Origin of the sequence: Actinoplanes sp. URMC 104 (genome assembly GCF_051386375.1) — a bacterium.
Taxonomy (GTDB): Bacteria; Actinomycetota; Actinomycetes; order Mycobacteriales; family Micromonosporaceae; genus Actinoplanes.
The window spans coordinates 547,544-566,840 of sequence record NZ_JBPQTO010000011.1 but is presented as its reverse complement, the minus strand read 5'-3'; the positions used below and the strand labels follow the sequence as shown (position 1 = coordinate 566,840).

15 protein-coding genes are annotated in these 19,297 nt (G+C 72.1%); 8 read left to right on the top strand and 7 right to left on the bottom strand.

Annotated elements, in window-relative coordinates:
- Window positions 1-122: 122 nt before the first annotated feature.
- Both ACSNN8_RS28435 and ACSNN8_RS28430 read left to right on the top strand, forming a co-directional pair.
- Window positions 123-5,573, top strand: a complete 5,451-nt coding sequence (locus ACSNN8_RS28435; protein ID WP_436652790.1) for a carboxyl transferase domain-containing protein — start codon at window positions 123-125, stop codon at window positions 5,571-5,573.
- A 99-nt stretch (window positions 5,574-5,672) separates the two neighbouring features.
- On the top strand, window positions 5,673-5,864 hold the full coding sequence (locus tag ACSNN8_RS28430; RefSeq protein ID WP_436652788.1) for a hypothetical protein: 192 nt from the start codon (window positions 5,673-5,675) through the stop codon (window positions 5,862-5,864).
- A gap of 7 nt (window positions 5,865-5,871) precedes the next feature.
- Here the strand turns inward: ACSNN8_RS28430 and ACSNN8_RS28425 are convergent, their stop codons facing one another.
- Together ACSNN8_RS28425 and ACSNN8_RS28420 are read right to left on the bottom strand one after the other, a co-directional pair.
- Window positions 5,872-6,681: a hypothetical protein gene (locus ACSNN8_RS28425; RefSeq protein ID WP_436652787.1), complete on the bottom strand. Its 810-nt coding sequence runs from the start codon at window positions 6,679-6,681 to the stop codon at window positions 5,872-5,874.
- Window positions 6,674-7,186: a sigma factor-like helix-turn-helix DNA-binding protein gene (locus tag ACSNN8_RS28420; protein ID WP_436652785.1), complete on the bottom strand. Its 513-nt coding sequence runs from the start codon at window positions 7,184-7,186 to the stop codon at window positions 6,674-6,676. Before ACSNN8_RS28420 ends, ACSNN8_RS28425 begins: the two co-directional genes overlap by 8 nt.
- 126 nt (window positions 7,187-7,312) lie before the next feature.
- Here ACSNN8_RS28420 and ACSNN8_RS28415 point away from each other — a divergent pair, with 126 nt between their 5' ends.
- Window positions 7,313-8,479 (top strand): RtcB family protein, encoded by a 1,167-nt coding sequence (locus tag ACSNN8_RS28415; protein ID WP_436652784.1) that lies wholly within the window; start codon window positions 7,313-7,315, stop codon window positions 8,477-8,479.
- 13 nt (window positions 8,480-8,492) lie between these two features.
- Here ACSNN8_RS28415 and ACSNN8_RS28410 read toward each other — a convergent pair whose 3' ends face one another.
- Both ACSNN8_RS28410 and ACSNN8_RS28405 read right to left on the bottom strand, forming a co-directional pair.
- Window positions 8,493-9,059 carry a phosphoesterase PA-phosphatase gene (locus ACSNN8_RS28410; RefSeq protein ID WP_436652783.1) on the bottom strand — a complete coding sequence of 189 codons (567 nt, stop codon included), beginning with the start codon at window positions 9,057-9,059 and terminating at the stop codon, window positions 8,493-8,495.
- A 24-nt stretch (window positions 9,060-9,083) separates the two neighbouring features.
- Window positions 9,084-10,154, bottom strand: a complete 1,071-nt coding sequence (locus tag ACSNN8_RS28405; RefSeq protein ID WP_436652781.1) for a calcium-binding protein — start codon at window positions 10,152-10,154, stop codon at window positions 9,084-9,086.
- A gap of 221 nt (window positions 10,155-10,375) precedes the next feature.
- On the opposite strand from ACSNN8_RS28405, the gene ACSNN8_RS28400 reads away from it, so the two are divergent.
- The 4 genes from ACSNN8_RS28400 (at window position 10,376) to ACSNN8_RS28385 (ending at window position 14,748) form a co-directional block, all read left to right on the top strand.
- On the top strand, window positions 10,376-10,654 hold the full coding sequence (locus tag ACSNN8_RS28400) for a hypothetical protein (protein WP_436652779.1): 279 nt from the start codon (window positions 10,376-10,378) through the stop codon (window positions 10,652-10,654).
- Window positions 10,654-11,037 (top strand): hypothetical protein, encoded by a 384-nt coding sequence (locus ACSNN8_RS28395; protein ID WP_436652778.1) that lies wholly within the window; start codon window positions 10,654-10,656, stop codon window positions 11,035-11,037. The genes ACSNN8_RS28400 and ACSNN8_RS28395 overlap by 1 nt, the downstream gene beginning before the upstream one ends.
- A 35-nt stretch (window positions 11,038-11,072) precedes the next feature.
- Window positions 11,073-12,161 carry a phospholipase D-like domain-containing protein gene (locus tag ACSNN8_RS28390; protein ID WP_436652776.1) on the top strand — a complete coding sequence of 363 codons (1,089 nt, stop codon included), beginning with the start codon at window positions 11,073-11,075 and terminating at the stop codon, window positions 12,159-12,161.
- A gap of 637 nt (window positions 12,162-12,798) precedes the next feature.
- Window positions 12,799-14,748 (top strand): acyl-CoA dehydrogenase family protein, encoded by a 1,950-nt coding sequence (locus tag ACSNN8_RS28385; RefSeq protein ID WP_436652774.1) that lies wholly within the window; start codon window positions 12,799-12,801, stop codon window positions 14,746-14,748.
- A 177-nt stretch (window positions 14,749-14,925) separates the two neighbouring features.
- On the opposite strand, the gene ACSNN8_RS28380 is transcribed toward ACSNN8_RS28385, so the two are convergent.
- A complete protein-coding gene (locus ACSNN8_RS28380) occupies window positions 14,926-15,975 on the bottom strand; it encodes a M48 family metallopeptidase (protein WP_436652772.1) in 1,050 nt (349 codons plus the stop codon).
- Between the two features lie 261 nt (window positions 15,976-16,236).
- Between ACSNN8_RS28380 and ACSNN8_RS28375 the strand changes: the two genes are divergently transcribed.
- Window positions 16,237-17,097, top strand: a complete 861-nt coding sequence (locus tag ACSNN8_RS28375; protein WP_436652771.1) for an alpha/beta fold hydrolase — start codon at window positions 16,237-16,239, stop codon at window positions 17,095-17,097.
- 96 nt (window positions 17,098-17,193) lie between these two features.
- On the opposite strand, the gene ACSNN8_RS28370 is transcribed toward ACSNN8_RS28375, so the two are convergent.
- Together ACSNN8_RS28370 and ACSNN8_RS28365 are read right to left on the bottom strand one after the other, a co-directional pair.
- Window positions 17,194-18,165: an endo-1,4-beta-xylanase gene (locus tag ACSNN8_RS28370; RefSeq protein ID WP_436652769.1), complete on the bottom strand. Its 972-nt coding sequence runs from the start codon at window positions 18,163-18,165 to the stop codon at window positions 17,194-17,196.
- A 216-nt stretch (window positions 18,166-18,381) separates the two neighbouring features.
- The gene (locus tag ACSNN8_RS28365) at window positions 18,382-18,915 is read right to left on the bottom strand and encodes a GNAT family N-acetyltransferase (RefSeq protein WP_436652768.1); all 534 of its coding nucleotides are present in this window, start codon (window positions 18,913-18,915) and stop codon (window positions 18,382-18,384) included.
- Between the last annotated feature and the right edge of the window lie 382 nt (window positions 18,916-19,297).

Here is a 19,297-nt window from a genome sequence, read left to right as displayed (position 1 = left end):
CCCTCGCCCCGGCAGCGTGCCGAAGTACCGGGTGGACCCCCTACCCAAGGCCGTGCCCGGCCCGAGGCGTCACATGTAGTCTCCTGACGAAGCTTTTCCGGGTGAGGTAGGGACGCGTTCGGGTGTTCAGTCGTATTGCCATCGTCAACCGTGGTGAGGCCGCCATGCGCCTCATCCACGCAGTCCGTGAGCTGGCCGCCGAGACCTCGGCCCCGATCGAGACGGTGGCGCTGTTCACCGACGTCGATCGCGGGGCGACGTTCGTCCGCGAGGCCGACATCGCGTACGACCTCGGTCCGGCCGCCGCCCGGCCCTACCTCGACCTCAAGGCCCTCGAGCGCGCGCTGGCCGACACCGGCGCCGACGCCGCCTGGGTCGGCTGGGGCTTCGTCGCGGAGGACCCGGCGTTCGCCGAGCTGTGCGAGCGGGTCGGCGTCACCTTCATCGGGCCGGACGCCGAGGCGATGCGCAAGCTCGGCGACAAGATCGGCGCCAAGCTGATCGCCGAGGAGGTCGGCGTCCCGGTCGCGCCGTGGAGCCGCGGGCCGGTCGAGACCCTCGAGGCCGCGCTGGCCGCCGCCGAGCACATCGGCTACCCGCTGATGCTCAAGGCGACCGCCGGCGGCGGCGGCCGCGGCATCCGCGTGGTGCGCGACCCCGACCAGCTCGCCGACGCCTACGAGCGCACCAGCCAGGAGGCGGCCCGCGCCTTCGGCAGCGGCATCGTGTTCCTCGAGCGCCTGGTCACCGGCGCCCGCCACGTCGAGGTGCAGGTCATCGCCGACGGCGAGGGCACGGCGTGGGCGCTGGGCGTGCGCGACTGCTCGGTGCAGCGACGCAACCAGAAGGTCATCGAGGAGTCGGCGTCGCCGGTGCTGCCGCCCGCGCGGGTCGCCGAGCTCAAGGCCTCGGCCGAGCGCCTCGCCGTCCGCGTGGGCTACCGCGGCGCCGCGACCGTCGAGTTCCTCTACCACCCCGGTGACGACCTGCTCGCGTTCCTCGAGGTCAACACCCGCCTGCAGGTGGAGCACCCGATCACCGAGTCGACCACCGGTTTCGACCTGGTCAAGGCCCAGCTGCACGTGGCGTCGGGCGGCCGGCTGACCGGCGAGCCGCCCCGCGAGCGCGGCCACGCCGTCGAGGCCCGGCTCAACGCCGAGGACCCCGACCGCGACTTCGCGCCGTCGCCGGGCCGCATCGCCCGCCTCGACCTGCCGGCCGGTCCGGGCATCCGGGTCGACACCGGCGTCAGCGAGGGCGACACGATCCCGGGCGACTTCGACTCGATGATCGCCAAGGTCATCGCGTACGGCAAGGACCGCGACGAGGCCCTGGGCCGGCTGCGCCGGGCGATGGCCGAGACGACGGTCGTCATCGAGGGCGGCGCCACCAACAAGAGCTTCGTGCTCGACCTGCTCGACCAGCCGGAGGTCATCGACGGCTCGGCCGACACGGGCTGGATCGACCGGGTCCGCGGCGAAGGCCGCCTCGTCTCGCACAAGCACTCCGCCGTCGCGCTGGCCGCGGCCGCGATCGAGGGCTACGAGGAGGAGGAGCGCAGCGAGCAGCAGCGCCTGCTGTCCACGGCGTTCGGCGGCCGCCCGCAGGTGCGCCACGAGAGCGGCCAGCCGCTCGACCTCAAGCTGCGCGGCGTCACCTACCGGGTGCGGGTCGCCCGGGTCGGCGCCCGCCGGTTCCGCGTCGGCATCGAGGCCGGTCCGCTGGTCCGCACGGCCGACGTCGAGCTCGAGCGCTTCGACAAGCACACCGGCCGCATCGTCGTCAACGGCGAGCGGCACCGGCTGCTCACCGGCACGCACGGGCCGGTCCACCTGGTCGAGGTCGACGGCGTCACCCACCGCGTCAGCCGCGACGAGGGCGGCGTGCTGCGCTCCCCGATGCCCGCGCTGGTGATCGCCACCCCGCTCGCGGTCGGCGCCGAGGTCGAGGCCGGCGCGCCCGTGCTCGTGCTCGAGGCCATGAAGATGGAGGCGGTGCTCCGCGCGCCGTTCCGGGCCCGCGTCAAGGAGGTGCTGGTCGCGGTCGGCGCCAAGGTCGACTCCGGCGCGGCGCTGCTGCGGCTCGAGCCGCTCGGCGACGCCGGGGCCGAGCAGCAGGCGGCCGTCGGCGCCGTCGAGATCGACCTGCCCGACGCCCCCGCCGAGGAGTCCGCCGGCCGCCGCGCCGCCCGCGGCCAGGAAGACCTGCGCAGCCTGCTGCTCGGCTTCGACGTCGACCCGCTCGACGAGCGCCGCGTGCTCGCCGACTACCTCGCCGCGGCCTCCGACGGCAGCGGGCCGCGCCCGCTGGCGGGCGAGATCGCGCTGCTCGAGGTCTTCAGCGACCTGGCCGAGCTGAGCCGCAACCGCCCGGCCGGCGACGACGGCCCGGGCGACACCCACGTGCACAGCGCCCGCGAGTTCTTCCACACCTATCTGCAGAGCCTCGACGTCGAGCGGGCCGGCCTGCCCGAGTCGTTCCAGGCGCGGCTCGCCAAGGCGCTCGGCCACTACGGCGTCAAGGAGCTGGAGCGCACGCCCGCGCTCGAGGCCGCGGTCTTCCGCATCTTCCTGGCCCAGCAGCGCGGGTCCGCCGACGCGTCCGTGGTCGCGGCGCTGCTGCGCGCCTGGCTGCAGTCGCCGCCGCCCGACGAGACGCTGCGCGAGCCCGCCGGCCTGGCCCTCGAGCGGCTCGTCGCGGCCACCCAGATCCGCTACCCGGCCCTGGCCGACCTGGCCCGCGGCGTGGTGTTCTCGTGGTTCGGCCAGCCGCTGCTGCTGCGCAACCGCGCCCGCGTCTACGCCCAGATCCGCAAGCACCTGCGCCACCTCGACCTCGAGCCGCAGTCGCCCGACCGCGACGAGCGGATCGCCGAGATGGTGCGCAGCACCGAGCCGCTGGTCCGGCTGCTCGGCCAGCGCCTCGTGCGGCACAACCTCGACAACTCGGTCATCCTCGAGGTCCTGACCCGCCGCTACTACGGCAACAAGGGGCTCACCGGCCTGCGGACGTCCGGGTCGTTCGTCGTCGCCGAGCGGGCCGGCTCGTGGATCGTGTCGACGGCGGGCCGGTTCGACCAGCTCGGCGCCGCGCTCGACGGGCTCGCCGCGCTGGCCGGCGACGCGCCCATCGACGCCGACGTCTACCTGCTGTGGGAGGGCCAGCCGGCCGACCCCGACGCGATGGCCGCCGCGCTGCACGAGGTGATCAGCGCCCACCCGCTGCCCGCGCAGGTGCGCCGGCTCACGGCCACGGTCGCGGGCCGCGGCGGCGCGCTCATGCACCACCACTTCACCTGGCGCCCGTCGAGCGCGGGGATGAGCGAGGAACGGCTGATCCGCGGCCTGCACCCGTACATCGCCCAGCGCATGCAGCTCGAGCGGCTGCGCAAGTTCGACCTCACCCGCCTGCCCTCCTCCGACGAGGAGATCTACCTGTTCCGCTGCGTCGCGCGGGAGAACCCGGGCGACGACCGGCTGGTGGCCTTCGCCCAGGTGCGCGACCTCACCGAGCTGCGCGAGCACGACGGCCGGCTGGTCTCGCTGCCCACCGCCGAGGAGACGATCGCGACCTGCCTCGACTCGATCCGCCGGGCGCAGGCGCAACGGCCGTCGGACAAGCGGTTCAGCACCAACCGGATCGTCATCTACGTGTGGCCGCCGATCTCCATCACCCGCGCGGAGATGGAGATGATCGCCCGTCGCATCCTGCCCACCAGCGCGGGCGCGGGCCTCGAGGAGATCGAGTTCATCGGCCGCCACCAGGACCCGTCCACGGGCGCGCTCACCAAGATCGCGGTGCGCATCTCCAACGACGCCACCGGCGCGACGGTCCTCACCGTCGGCGAGCCCACGGACGAGCCGATCGAGCCGCTCGACAACTACCGCCTCAAGGTGCTGCGCGCGGCCGCCCGCAACACCGTCTATCCGTACGAGCTGACGTCGCTGCTCGGCGACTTCGTCGAGCACGACCTCTCCGACGCCGGCGAGCTCGTGCCGGTCGACCGGCCCAAGGGCGGCAACACCGCGGGCATCGTCGCCGGCGTCGTGACCACGCAGACGTCCCGGCACCCCGAGGGCATCACCCGGGTGGTGCTGCTCGGCGATCCCACCAAGGCGCTGGGCTCGCTGGCGGAGCCGGAGTGCCGCCGGGTGATCGCCGCCCTCGACCTCGCGGACCGCCTGCGGGTGCCGCTGGAGTGGTACACGCTGTCCTCCGGCGCGAAGATCTCGATGGATTCCGGTACGGAGAACATGGACTGGGTGGCGGCCGCGTTGAAGCGGATCGTGGAGTTCACCCAGGCCGGTGGTGAGATCAACATCGTGGTGGCCGGCATCAACGTGGGGGCGCAGCCGTACTGGAACGCCGAGGCGACGATGTTGATGCACACCAAGGGGATTCTGGTGATGACGCCGGATTCGGCGATGGTGCTGACCGGTAAGCAGTCGCTGGACTTCTCCGGTGGGGTGTCGGCGGAGGACAACTTCGGTATCGGCGGCTACGACCGGGTGATGGGCCCCAACGGTCAGGCGCAGTACTGGGCGCCGAACCTGGCCGCGGCTCGGGACGTGCTCATGTCGCACTACGACCACACGTACGTCGTTCCGGGTGAGGCCGGGCCGCGGCGGGCCGAGACCACCGATCCGGTCGACCGGGACATCTCCGACTTCCCGCACGTGGTGGCCGGCAGCGACTTCACCACGGTCGGGGAGATCTTCTCCGCGACGGCGAACCCGGACCGCAAGAAGCCGTTCGACATCCGCACCGTGATGCGCGCGCTGGCCGACCAGGATCATCCGGTGCTGGAACGGTGGGCGGGGATGGCCGATGCGGAGACTGCGGTGGTGCAGGATGTGCATCTGGGTGGGATTCCGGTGTGTTTGTTGGGGATCGAGTCGCGGTCGGTGCCGCGGCGGGGGTTCCCGCCGACTGATGGGCCGGACACGTACACGGCGGGGACGTTGTTCCCGCGGTCGTCGAAGAAGGCGGCGCGGGCGATCAATGCGGCGTCGGGGAATCGGCCGTTGGTGGTGCTGGCTAATCTGTCGGGTTTTGACGGGTCGCCGGAGTCGATGCGTAAGTTGCAGTTGGAGTACGGGGCGGAGATCGGCCGGGCGATCGTGAACTTCGCCGGCCCGATCGTGTTCACGGTGATTTCGCGGTATCACGGTGGGGCGTTCGTGGTGTTCTCGAAGATGTTGAATCCGGCGATGACGGTGCTGGCGTTGGAGGGGTCGTTCGCGTCGGTGCTGGGGGGTGCTCCGGCGGCGGCGGTGGTGTTCACCGGGGATGTGAACCGGCGGACCGCGAACGATCCGCGGGTTCGTGAGGCGGAGGCGGCGTTGGCCGGGGCGTCCGGTGGGGAGCGGGGTGCTTTGGCGGCTGGGTTGGAGGAGTTGCGGGCTGCGGTGCGGACGGAGAAGTTGGGTGAGGTGGCGGCCGAGTTCGATCGGGTGCACAGCATTCAGCGGGCGGTGCAGGTCGGTTCGGTCGACGCGGTGATCAAGGCCTCCGAGATGCGGCCGCGGATCATCGAGGCCATCGACACCGCCCTGCGCCGGCAGCAGGGCTGACAGCTCATCGGCCCCGTCCTCGCGTGTGCGGGGGCGGGGCCGCTGCGCGCTCGGCCTCGCGGGGCGGAAGGGCGGGGCCGACTCGTCTACGCTGCCGCCATGATGCCCGCTATCCAGGTGCTGGGGTTCGTCGTGTCCGCCGCGGTCGTCGTCGTCCTCGTCGTCACCGGTGTGCGGTCCGTGGTCGAGGATCGCCGTGCCGGGCGTCGCGCCGACGAGACCGGCGGCGGCCACGCGAGCGACGACCCCACCCCCGGATACTGGGACGACGGCTCGCCCGGCAGCGCGTGAGGCGTACCTACATCCGGGCGGCCGCCTTGCCGCCCAGCTCCCGGATCCCCTCCTCCGGCAGCTCCGGGGCGGAAATCTCGGTCAGCACGTCGCCCGAGCTCACCAGCACGAGCCGCGTCGGGCGGCGGTCGCCGGAGCGGAAGACCACCAGCAGCGACTCGTCGCCGGCGAAGTCCCGGCTCGCGACACGCACGGACCGGCCGGGCGCGGGCTCGCACGCCGCCACCCGCTGCCGTACGCCGTCCAGGTAGGCGGCCGCGCCCCCGGCGGTGAAGCGGCTGGTGCGCTGCAGCACCGAAGACCGTCCCTTGCGCAGCGCCTGAGTCGCCTCCAGGAGCGTGTCCGGCCGGAAGCCCTGCGCGCAGCCCAGCGCCGACGCGGCGACCTCGAAGCCCCAGTCCCCGGCGGCCCCGGACGAGTCGCTCACGTACCCGGGTCCGGCGTCGGCGGGCTCCAGCAGCGGCACCAGCGAGCCGCCGTCCGGGACGGGTTTGTGGATCACCCCCGGGATCCTCGCGGGCGCGGACGGGCCGGAGGACCGGCCCGGCAGGGGAGCCGCGGTCGGCGTGGACCAGGGCAACCGGGGCGGCGGCGCGGGCGCCGTTGCCGCCGGAGCGGGAGCCGGGGTCTGCGGCGGCCCGGCGGTGACCCGGGCGACCGCGACGCCGCCGGACACCAGCCCGACCCCGACGATCCCGGCCACCGCGGCGACCTGACGGGCGGTCCGGCGGCGTGCGCGGCTGCCGACCTGCTCCGTCGAGGCCCAGAGGGTCGTCTCGGTCTCGGTGAACAGCTTGCGGAAAGCCGGATCAGGCATGGTGGTACTCCTCGTCGAGCAGGCCGGCCAACGCCCGGCGACCGCGGGCCAGCCGCGTCTTGACCGTGTTGACCGGCACCCCGGTCTGCTCCGCCACCTCGGCGACGGGCAGGTCCATCAGGTGGTGCAGGGTGATCGCCTGGCGTTCCCCCACGGACAGCTGCTTGAGCGCGGCGATCAACGCGACGGTGTCGGGGTGCGGCGGCGCCACGTCGGGACCGGCGCCGTGCCTCAGATGGGCCCGGAACCGGTTCCTGGCCTTGCGCCAGTGGTTCACGCACAGGCGGTACGCGACCGTCCGCAGCCACGCCTCGGGATCGTCGTACGCCGACACTGCCGACCAGCGCTGCCAGGCGCGCACGTACGCCTCCTGCGCAGCGTCCTGTGCCTCGGCCCGGTCGCCCGTCATGGCGTACAGATAAGTGACGAGCCTATGTCGGGTCCCGCCGTAGAACTCCTCGAAGCCGCCGTGGTCGGCCGCCCCGCCCCCTCCCGGTGTCGTCACATTGCAACACCCGCGGGAGGACCGCCCGGTTTCAGGGGACACCGTTAATTCGAAGGCAGTCGCGATCTTGTACGGCTAGCGTGACGGAGCCGGACAGAGGCCGGACACGGGAAGGAGTGGAGTGCGATGGAGAAGATCAACGAGCGACTGCTGAACTGGGCGAGCCTGCTCGAATCGGGGACCCGCGAGCAGGCCGAGAAGGCGTCGCGGCTGCCCTTCATCCACCCGCACATCGCCCTGATGCCCGACGCCCACCTCGGCAAGGGCGCCACGGTCGGGTCGGTGATCCCGACTGTGGCCGCGATCATCCCGGCGGCCGTGGGCGTCGACATCGGCTGCGGCATGGCGGCCGTCCGCACGCAGTACCACCGCGACGAGCTCAAGCCGAACCTGGCCGAGCTGCGCACGTCGATCGAGCGGGCGGTCCCGCTCAGCGCGGGCTCCTACAACACCCGCGTCACCGCCACGGCGCGTACCCGGGTCGAGGAGCTCAAGGTCAAGGCGGAGAAGGCCGGTTTCGACCCGGGCCGCTACGCGGGCAACTGGGAGCTGCAGCTGGGCACGCTGGGCTCGGGCAACCACTTCATCGAGGTCACCGCCGACGAGAAGGGGCAGGTGTGGCTGTTCCTGCACTCGGGCTCGCGCGGCGTCGGCAACAAGATCGCCTCGTACCACATCAGGGTGGCGCAGGAGGCGGCGAAGCGCTGGTACCTCGACCTGCCCGACCCGGACCTCGCGTACCTCGCCGAGGGCACCGACGAGTTCTGGACGTACATCCGGCAGCTGCGCTGGGCGCAGGACTTCGCGCTGGCCAACCGCGACGAGATGATGGACCGGGTCGTGGACTGCTTCGCGCAGTACGTCGGCGGCGAGGTGCGCGAGCTCGAGCGGGTGCAGTGCCACCACAACTACACCGAGCAGGAGACCCACTTCGGCAAGCAGGTGTGGCTGTCCCGCAAGGGCGCGATCAACGCGGAGAAGGGCCGGCCGGGGCTCATCCCGGGGTCGATGGGCGACGCCTCGTACGTCGTGGTCGGCAAGGGCAACCCGGTGGCGCTCAACTCGTCGCCGCACGGCGCGGGCCGGCAACTGTCACGGTCGAAGGCGCGCAAGACCTTCACCCGGGAGCAGCTGCGGGAGGCGATGAAGGGCATCGAGTACCGCGACACCGACGCGTTCCTCGACGAGATCCCGGGCGCCTACAAGCCGATCGACGTGGTGATGCAGGACGCCGGCGACCTGGTCGAGGTGCGGCACACGCTGCGCCAGATCGTGAACGTCAAGGGCGACTGAGCCGTACGGGCCCTCATCGCAGCAGCGGGAAGACCGTTCCCGCGATGAGGGCCCCGGCCAGCGTGCCCGCGACGACCTGCGCGACGGTGTGCGCCCGCAGCGCGACCCGCGACCAGCAGATCAACGGCACGAGGGGCACGCCCGCGAGCGCCACCGGCCCGTAGACGACGATCAGCACCACCACGGTCCCGGCAGCCACCCCGGCGTGGATCGACATCTTCCAGTACGCCGTGACGAGCGCGAAGACGACCAGTCCCGCGATGCCGGCCGCGAGCAGTGCCAGCAACTCGCGAGGCGCGCCCAGCACGAGCAGCGCCGTCGTGCCGATCGCCACGCACACCATGCCGAAGATCAGCGGGCCTCTGCGGTGCTCCCGCTCGGGGATGTGGTGGTCGGTCAGCTCGCCGCGGCGGACACCCCTGAGGACGTACGCCATGGGAAGGCCCGCCGTGAACAGCGCCGCCGGCGCGCCCCACCAGCTACCGGCGTGCAGGCCCACGACGAGCAGCAGCAGGCCCACCAGGACGCCGGGTGCGAAGACCTCGGTGACGATCCTGGCCGTACGGGTTCCCAAGGTCACCGGGAAACGATACGTCGGCGCAGGTCAGGGGATTTCAGGGTCGGTGCGCTCGCAGCCGGCCGTGACGTCGCCGCGGCCCGCCGTGCACAGGTCGTTGCCCGCGCCGGCGTCCAGGCGGTCCGCCCAGGCGCCGTGGTCGTCCCCGAAGAGCTGGTCGTCGCCGGCGCCACCGGAGAGCGCGTCCTTGCCGGCGTTGCCGCTCAGCTGGTCGTTCCCGCCGTTGCCGTGGATGGCGTCGTTGCCGCCGCCGCCGCCCAGGTACTCCCCGCGGGGACCACCGGAGATCCAGTCGGCGCCCTCGCCACCGGTGATGCTCTCGATGTCGGAGCTGATCGTGTCGTGCTCGCCGGGCTTGCCGTCGTCGCCGGTCACGCCGTCCGGGTCCAGGCGCACGGCGGCGGCGTAGTAGTCGTAGCCGATGGAGTCGGCGCCGGGACCGCCGAGGTAGCGGTCGGCGTCCGGGATGCGGTCGGCCGGGTCGGGCCCGTACACCTCCATCGGCGTGAAGGAATCGTCTCCCGGCCCGCCGTCGACGGTGTCGTTGCCGCCGGTCACGGTGAAGCTGTCGTCGCCGTTGCCGCCGAGGATGACGTCGTTGCCGTCGCCGTCCTCGATGGCGTCGTTGCCGTCGCCGCCGGAGACGCGGTCGTTGCCGCCCAGCGCCTCCACGCCGTCGTTGCCGCCGAGCCCCCAGATGGCGTCGTTGCCCTCGCCGCCCTTGAGGATGTCGGCCTTCGGGCCGCCGGTGAGCTTGTCGGCGCCGCTGCCGCCGTCGGCCGACATCGGCAGGTCGGTCTTGTTGACCACGACGTCGTTGCCGTCGTAGAGGTAGAGGCGCACCCAGGTGGGCCGGGCGGTGGCGCACCGGACGGTCGTGGAGTCGACCGCCTTGCAGCCGGCGCCCGGCGTGATCGCGGTGCGGTCGTCGATCGTGACCGTGCTGCCCGAGCGCGTGACCACGACGCCGTTCACCCGGCCCTGCGCGGCCTGGTACTGCACGACGCCCGATCCGACGACGGCCGCGCGCCCGCCCGTCGCGGCGTCGGCCGGCAGCGCGACCAGCACCAGCGTCCCCGCTGCGGCTGTGCCGAGCACCCCGGCACCGATCCTGACCCTGCGCGACATCGTTCCCCCCGTGGTTCGCGGCGCGTGGATCATACAGACGCACGCCGATCCCGTCCGGGCGGCCCGGGGCGACGAATACCCAACGCAACCGCGTCGCAGAAAATGTCGTACCCCCGGGCTAGCTTGTGCGATGAGTCCGGAACGCGACCGCAGTCCTACCACCGAGAGCGCCAACGAAGGAGGAGATCCTCATGACCGCCACCGCCATCCTGACCGCCGCCCGCGCGGAAGCCCTGTTCACGAGTGGTCTGTCCACCGGCAGCCGGCCCACCCGGGCCGTCGTCGACGAGGCGATCCGCACCGCGGTGCGCGCGCACAGCGGTGTTCGCGGCTGCGCCGCCGACGTCGCGGGGGAGTACGGCGACCATCCCGAGTGTGCCGCTCCGCGCATGCGCTGGGCACGCAGCGTGGTCGAGGAGCTGTACGAATCCCCGCGCAGCCGCCACGACAGCTGGGCGCTGGTCGCCTGATGGCCGTGCACGGGCGGATGATCGCCGACGGGCTGCGCGTGGGCGCCGAGTTCGCCCCGCCGGGCACCCGCATCGTCAAGGTGTTCCGGGTCGACCAGGGCGACTCCGCAGGCCCCGGCCAGCCCCGCGTCTGGACGATCATCGACTTCGAGGCCGACGACGCCGACGCGATCGCCGCCGCGCTGGCCGACGCCCTCGAGCCCGTCGGCGGCTGGTATGCCGACTTCGTCGACGGCGACGACCGCGTGGTCGTCTTCGCCGGCAAGGTGTTCCGCTACGCGCCGGGCGATCGGGAGACGCACGCGGCGGCCGTCGCCCACGGGCGCGCGGCCGGTGTGCCCGAGCACCAGCTCGACTGGGAGAGCGCTTCGTCGGACGGGTGACACCGCGGGCCGCCGCGGGGCCCCACACTGGCCGCATGGGTGTGGACCTGGGCAGTGTGGAGCTCTACGCGGGGCCGGCCGTGCTCGGCGGGCCCGACGACCTCGACGTGGTGATCCGCGAGTTCATCGCCGGCGCCACCGACACGTTGCTGATCGCCGTGCAGGAGCTCGACTCGCGCGCGATCGCCGAGGCGGTGCTCGCGGCCAAGGCGCGCAAGGTCGGCGTGCAGATCGTCCTCGAGGGCGACTACCTCGTCGAGGACCCGCCGGTCGCCGACCCGTGGAGCCTCGCCGGCGACAACGAGCACAACCGGGTCATCCACGCCGCGCTGCTGCGGGCCGGCGTCGACCTCGTCACCGACCTGAACCCGAAGATCTTCCATCAGAAGTTCATCGTGCGGGACCCGGGCGCGCCCACCGCCGCCGTGCTGACCGGCTCGGCGAACTTCACGCTCACCGACACCGGCAAGAACGCCGGCGGCAACAACCTCAACCACGTGCTCGTGCTGCACGGCCAGACCGCCGCCGGGCTCTATCTGCGCGAGTTCGAGCGGCTGCGCAGCGGCACGTTCGGCGAGCTGCGCGAACGCCGCGAGTCCAAGCCCCGCGAGTTCCGCCTCGGCGGCATCCGCGTCAAGCCCGTCTTCGCGCCGCACCAGGGCCCCGAGATGGAAATCATGAAGCAGATGCTCAAGGCGCAGCACCGTGTCGACTTCGCGATGTTCACCTTCGCCCAGTCCTCGGGCATCGACGACACCATGTTCTGGCTGCTCAAGGCCGGCATCCCGGTGCGCGGCGTCCTCGACCGCGCCCAGGGCAGCCAGGCCTGGGCCGCGACGGTCCCGCTGCGCACCCGGGGCGCCCAGCTTTTCGAGAACACCCCCCGCAACGGCGTCCGCAAGGTCCACCACAAGCTCATGGTGATCGACGAGCAGCTCGTCATCGTGGGCAGCTTCAACTACACCGCCCCCGCAGCCACCCTCAACGACGAGAACATCGTCGTCCTCGGCGACCTGGAGGAGACCGACCCCAAGGCCCGAGAGGCCCAACACCGCCTGGCCGCCTACGCCCTCACCGAGATCGACCGCATCGTCACGAACCTCTCCCGCCCCGTGGCCCCCTGACCGTCGCCCGCCCTGCCTCTCTCGCCCACTCCTCAGAGCGCCCCGCCCTGCCTCCCTCGCCCACGCCCCAAGCGGCGGCGCCCCGCCCGGCCTCCCTCGCCCACTCTTCAGAGCGCGGCGCTCCGCCCTGCCTCCCTCGCCCACGCTTCAGAGCGCGGTGCGCCGCCACCTCCCCGCCCTCGAAGAGGCGCCTCGTCTTCCGCCCGTAAAGCCCCTCGCCGCAGCACCCCTCGGCGGTGTGTCTCGCCCGTTCTCCGACCCGGCCATCCCTCGCAGGCGAGGCGCCTCCCGGCTTCTGTCGCCCGGCCACCTGCGGAGCGTGAAGCATCGCCCCGCGGGACGGTTTCCGCCTCTCGCCTCGTCCAAGCCGGCCGTGCCCATGGCGCCCGATCACCGATCGGAGCGGAGACGTTGCTCTGCCTCTCGCCGAGCCCCCCGGTGAGCGCAGCGCCTCCACCTCGCACCCATCACCCATCGGGCACAGCGCCAGCCGCCTCACCCGATTACTCCGTGAGCGCGGCGCTCCGGCTCTCTCGATCGCTCGGCCTCGAGCTGGTCCGTGGCGGGCTTCGCCGGTGATCGCAACCGGGGCGGGGTAGAGTTGCTACTCGCCAGTAACAACGGTGGTGGAGGCGACATGCTGAGCTCACGGCTTCAAGAAGTGCTGGACGGCCGGTGGGCGCACGTCCGCAAGGCTGCGCGGGCCGAGCTCGCCGGCGACGCGTTCGTCGCGGTGCCCGGCGAGACGATCGACGAGGCACGCGAGCGGGTGACGCGGCTGCTGCGCGCGCTGCCGTCCGATCCGGGCGTCGCGGCGGGCTTCCCCGTGGAGTACGGCGGCCAGGCCGACCCGGGCGGCTCGGTGGTGGCGGCCGAGATGCTCGCGCAGATCGACCTGTCGCTGATGGTGAAGGCCGGCGTGCAGTGGGGCCTGTTCGGCGGGGCCGTGACCGCGCTCGGCACGAAGTACCACCACGACCGCTACCTGCGCGACATCATCTCGGCCGACCTGCTCGGCTGCTTCGCGATGACCGAGACCGGTCACGGCTCCGACGTGCAGCAGCTGCGCACGACCTGCACGTACGACCCGTCCTCGGGCACCTTCGACCTGCACACGCCGCACGAGGCCGCCCGCAAGGACTACATCGGCAACGCCGCCCGCGACGGCCGGATGGCGGTCGTCTTCGCGCAGCTGATCACCGGCGGCAGGCGTTACGGCGTGCACGCGTGGCTGGTCCCGATCCGCGACGACCGGGGCAACCCGTTGCCGGGCGTGACGATCGGCGACGACGGGCACAAGGCCGGCCTGCTCGGCGTGGACAACGGCCGGCTCTCGTTCGACCACGTGAGCGTGCCGCGCGAGATGCTGCTCGACCGGTACGGCCAGGTCGCGCCGGACGGCACGTACACCAGCTCGATCGACAACGACGTGCGCCGCTTCTTCACGATGCTGGGCACGCTCGTGCGCGGCCGCGTCGTGGTCGGCGGGTCCGCCGCGAACGCCGCCAAGAGCGCGCTGACCATCGCCGTCCGCTACGGCGAGTCGCGCCGGCAGTTCACCGCGCCCGGCGAGGACCGTGAGGTCACCCTGAACGACTACCTGGCACACCAGCGCATCCTGGTCACCCACCTGGCCGACGCGTACGCGCTGCACTTCGCGCAGGACGAGCTGGTCGCCACGCTGCACGAGGTGCAGACCGCCGACGGGCCGGTCGACGAGCACCGGCAGCGCGAGCTCGAGTCGCGCGCCGCCGGTCTCAAGGCGGCGCAGACGTGGCACGCGACGCGCGCGATCCAGGCGTGCCGCGAGGCGTGCGGCGGCGCCGGCTACCTGGCCGAGAACAGGCTGCCCGGGCTCAAGGCCGACACCGACGTGTTCACGACCTTCGAGGGCGACAACACCGTGCTGCTGCAGCTCGTCGCGAAGGGCCTGCTCACCGGCTACCGCGACGCGTTCGGCTCGCTGGACGGCTGGGGCCGCGCCACGTTCGTCGCCGACCAGGTCCGCTCGATGGTGCTCGAACGTACGGCCGCCCGGGGCCTGATCCAGCGGCTGATCGACGCGGTGCCCGGCCGCGACGAGGAGGTCGCGCTCACCCACCGCGGCTGGCACCTGGCGCTGTTCGAGGACCGCGAGAAGCACCTGCTCGACGGCGCGGTCCGGCGGCTGCGCAAGGGCGCGTCGCAGAAGCGGGACCGGCAGTTCGACATCTTCAACGACGTGCAGGACCACGTGCTCGAGACGGCCGGCGCGCACATCGACCGGATCGTTCTCGAGGCCTTCGTCGCGGGCATCGACCGCACGGCCGACGACGAGGCCAAGGCGCTGCTGTCCAAGGTCTGCGACCTGTACGCGCTGAGCACCATCGAGTCCCACAAGGGCTGGTACCTCGAACACCAGCGCATCACCCCCGCGCGCTCGAAGGCGGTCACCGCCAAGGTGAACGAGCTCCTGCGCCAGCTGCGCCCGCACCTGACCACGCTGGTCGACGCGTTCGCCATCCCGGACGAGTGGCTGAACGCGGCGATCCTCCGCGAGGAGCCCACCCGCCAGGACACGATGGCCGCCCACGACGCCGCTGCCTGACCGCGCCGCCGACTGGCCGCGCGGCCGCGTGACGGCGTGCCGACTGACCGCGCCCCCCGCGTGATGGCGCTGCCGCCCGACCGCGCTGCCGCCCGACCGCGCTGCCGGCTGTCGGCGCCGCGGCCCGGTGCGTTCCGGTGGCGGCGCGGCCTCGATACCCGCGCCGCCACCGGAAGATCAGGCGCCGTCCCCGTTCGAGCCGCGCCCGTTCGCCCAGCCGCGCGCGCCGCGGGCAGCCGAGCCGATCAGGTCGGCCGCGCCGCCCGCGGCCTTGCGGGCGAACGTGACGAGCGGATCGGGCGACTCGCGGAACGCGTCCCGGTAGCTGGCGGCCGCCGCCTTGACGTCCGCGGTCACCGACGCGTCGCGGTCGTCGTCGCGACGCGGGTAGTCGCCGCCGAGGATCCGCGTGTACTCGCCGGAGTCGACCCACTTCTGCAGCTCCGCGGCGCGCGCCACCGGCACCGGCTCGCCGCTGAACGCGGTCATGCCGATCTTGTGGATGCTGTCGCGCAGGTCGCCGCCGCCCTCGTACTCGGCGGCCTGCTCGAGGAACGCCGCGGTGTCGATCTGCGACAGGTCGCCGCCGCCGGCCAGCTTCATGAACAACCGCAGCGACGCCGCCGGGTCCTGCGCGGCCAGCAGCCCCGCCCGGTCGGCGGAGAGCTCGGCCTTGCGCCACCACTCGTACATCGCCGCGATGATCGCCCGCAGCGCGATCGCGCCGACCGGCAGCCAGCTGACGTTCGTGACCCACCGGGTCAGCAGCGTCATGATCGTCTGGTAGACGGCGTGACCGCTGCGCACGTGGCCGATCTCGCGGCCGAGCAGCGTACGCAGCTCCTCGTCGTCCAGTTTCTCGACCGCTCCGGTGCTCACCACGATGAACGGCCGGTCCATGCCGATCGCCTTGCTGGTGATGAACGGCGACTGGTTGACGTACACCTCGGGGCGGTCCGTCACGTCGAGCGACTCCGCGGCCTCGGCGAACAGCCCGTGCACCCGGGGATATTGCCGGTGGTCGACCCGGATCGCGCCGGCCAGGTACGACAGGCGGAACCCCCGCTCGTTCCACATGCCGAACAGGCCGCGCACCACGTCGTCGAAGCCACGCAGCTCCCGCAGCGCGGTCAGCGCTCCCCGGTCGGCCGGATGCTCCCACGCCCGCGAGCTGATGCCGGTCAGCACCACCCGCCGCCGCGCCGGCCGGTCATCCTCGATGGTCATCGTGATCCTCCCGTTTCGCTTGTGGTGATCGAGGATCCCGGATGGTAGCGGTCGGGCGCATCCTGCAGAGGGCCCGGAATGCGGGGGCAGTTTCTGCGACTTTCGGCCGATGCCGGGCCCCTACCGAAGACGGGTGCCGGACCAGTACCGAAGTCGGTGCCGCACCGGCGGCCGAGCCACGAGAATTCGTTGCGGCGGCGCCGATGAGTTCCGGCCGCGGCACCGGTCCTACCGGCACCACAGACGAAAGGGCAGCCCGCAATGAGCATCGAGACGCACACCCTCACCACCGACGGCGCCGAGATCACCTACGACGTCCGTCCGGGCGACGGCCCCACGCTGTTCCTGCTCGGCTCGCCGATGGACGCGAGCGGCTTCTTCACCCTCGCGGGTCACTTCCCGGACCGCAAGGTGGTCACCTACGACCCGCGCGGCGCCGGCCGCAGCAAGCTCACCGGCGGGCAGACCACCTCGACCCCCGAGCAGCACGCCGACGACATCAGCCGGGTCATCGACGCGACCGGCGGCGGCCCGGTCGACATCTTCGCCTCCAGCGGCGGCGCGGTGAACACGTTGGCCCTGGTCACGGCGCACCCCGAGCAGGTACGGACGCTGGTCGCGCACGAGCCGCCGCTCATCCCCGTGCTCCCCGACCGCGAGACGGCGTCCGTCGCCACCAAGGGCATCGCCGATCTCTACCAGCGCGAGGGCGTCGGCCCCGCGATGGTCCGCTTCATCCTCGTCGTCAGCCACAAGGGCGAGATCCCGGCCGGCTGGCTCGACCAGCCCGCGCCCGGCCCCGAGCAGTTCGGCCTGCCCACCGAGGACAACGGCGACCGCAGCGACGTCCTGCTCGGCCAGAACCTCGTCGCCTGCACCCACTACGAGCCCGACTTCGCCGCACTGCGCTCCGCGTCCACCCGCATCGTGGTCGCCGTCGGTGAGGAGTCGAAGGACCAGCTGGCCTTCCGTGCCGGTCTGGCCGTGGCCGCCCGCCTCGGTTCGGAGCCCGTCTACTTCCCGAGCGGGCACGCCGGCTTTTTGGGCGGCGAGTTCGGCCAGCACGGCGACCCCGACAACTTCGCCGTCACGCTGCGCCGCGTCCTCGACGAGCAGCGCTGAGCGTTCGGACGGCGCAGCGCGAGGCGCTCTGCTCGGGCGTGGACGTGCGTCGCCCGTCCGGGTCCGCGAACGGGGGGACCCGGACGGGCGAGCGGGTCAGCGGCGAGCGCGGGCCAGGGTGTCGCGGATCGTGTAGTAGGCCGGCTTCTTGGTGAAGTCGTCCCACATCACGGTCGCGGCGCCCTCGGTCGGGAAGAACACGGGCACCCAGGAGTACTTGTCCGTGAAGCCCCAGATCGTGAACGAGTTGCAGTCGTCGACCGCGAGGCACGCGTCCAGCACGGTCTTGTAGTACGAGGCCTGCGTCTGCAGCTGCTCGGCGGTGGGCACGCCGCCCTCGGGCAGCGTCATGCGCACGTCCAGCTCGGTGATCGCGGTCTTGAGGCCGAGGTCGTCGAAGCGCTGCAGGACGCCCTGCAGCTGGTCGGGCGCGCCGTACTGCATGCTCAGGTGTGCCTGCGACGCGAAGCCGTGCAGCGGCACGCGCTGGGCGAGCAGCTGACGGGCCAGGTTCTCGTACGCGTCGACCTTGACCCCGGGCCACTCGACGCCGTAGTCGTTGAGGAACAGCTGCGCCTTGGGGTCGGCCTGGTGCGCCCAGCGGAACGCGTCCGCGACGATGCCGGGGCCGAGCTCACGGATCCAGATGTTCTCCTGGCGGTACTCGCCGTTCTCGTTGAAGATCTCGTTCGCCACGTCCCACTGGTGGATCTTGCCGCGGTAGCGGCCGACCACCGTGAAGATGTGGTTCTTGAGGATCGAGCGGAGCTCCGCCTTGGTGAACGTGCCCTCGCTGAGCCAGGCCGGGTTCTGGCTGTGCCACAGCAGCGTGTGGCCGCGGACGACCTGGCCGTGCTCGTGGGCGAACCGCACGATCGCGTCGGCCGGCCCGAAGTTGTACTTGTTGCGCTCGGGGTGGATGAACTCCCACTTCATCTGGTTCTCGGGCGACACCGAGTTGAATTCCCGGGCCAGGACCCTGCGGTACGGCCGGTCGTAGGTGAACGGGTCGGGATAGGGCTGGTCGACGTGGTGACCACCGCCGGCGACCGCCGAGCCGATCCGCAAGTCTCGCGGCGCTACCGAGCGAAGCGGCTTGTCCTTCGGGGTCGCTTCAACCGGTTGCGCCACGAAACCAAGGGTTGCCGTGGTGGCGAGGACGGCCACCACGGCACGGGCTGCTTTTCTCACAAGAACTCCTTTGAGGAATCGTCAGTGGATTCGATCCCGTAAGTTGCGGAGGTTCCTCGTAAGTTATGCGCCGCAGCGGAGTCCGTCAATCTCTCAGGCCCGGCGTTCGCGCACGATCGTCGTCCCGCTCTCGCCCTCGGCCTCCGGATCGCGTTCCTCCCGGCCGACCTCGTCGAAGCCCGCCTTGATCGCCACTGCCGCCGACGCCTTGTTCGCCTCGTCGTACCTGATCACCACTCGGTCGACGCCCGGCAACGCGAGCGCGACGCGGGTGATCGCCTTCACCGCCGCCGTCATGTACCCCCGCCGGGCTGCGGTGCTGCGGGTCCAGTAACCGATCTCGAGCGTTCCGGGCCCCATCCGTGTCATGAGTCCGATCGAGCCGACCAGGTCCCCGACGGTCGTGAAGATCGCGTAGTTGAACTGGGTGCCGGCGTCCCAGTCCTCGCGCGAGCGGGCGACGTACTCGCGCCAGTCCTCGAGGCCGTAGGCATCCGTCGCCCACGGCAGAAATAGGCGCAGCTCGGGCAGCGACTCCTTGATGGCGGCGAGCGCCTCGACGTCCCACGACGTCTCCCAGCGCTTGAGCACCAGCTCCCCGGCATTGATCATCTCAGGCGGTTCCATGGCCGGAAGCCTCTCGCCGCGGCGCCCACCCACGCAAACGGATTGCCCCGGCGCTCCGATCACGCCGAGGGCGGGGCACCCGAGCGAGACGTTCAGGCGGCGCAGACCGGGGGAGCGAGACGATCACGCGGGCGAAGACCGGAAGCGCAAGACGATCGCGTGGATGTGGGTCAAGGAGCGAGACGTCACGTGGGTGAACGTCAGGGGCCGAGACGATCACGCGCTGAGAGATGGCAGGCGTTCGCCCGGCTGAGCGGCGGTGGGGCGCGGGACTTCGCGGAGGTGATTGGTGGCGGGTGCCGGGACGGTCGCGCGGTGGGAGGCGTCGCGGGGGCGGGCGCGGGACGGTTGCGGGCTGAGCGGTGGGAGAGGCGTCGCGGGG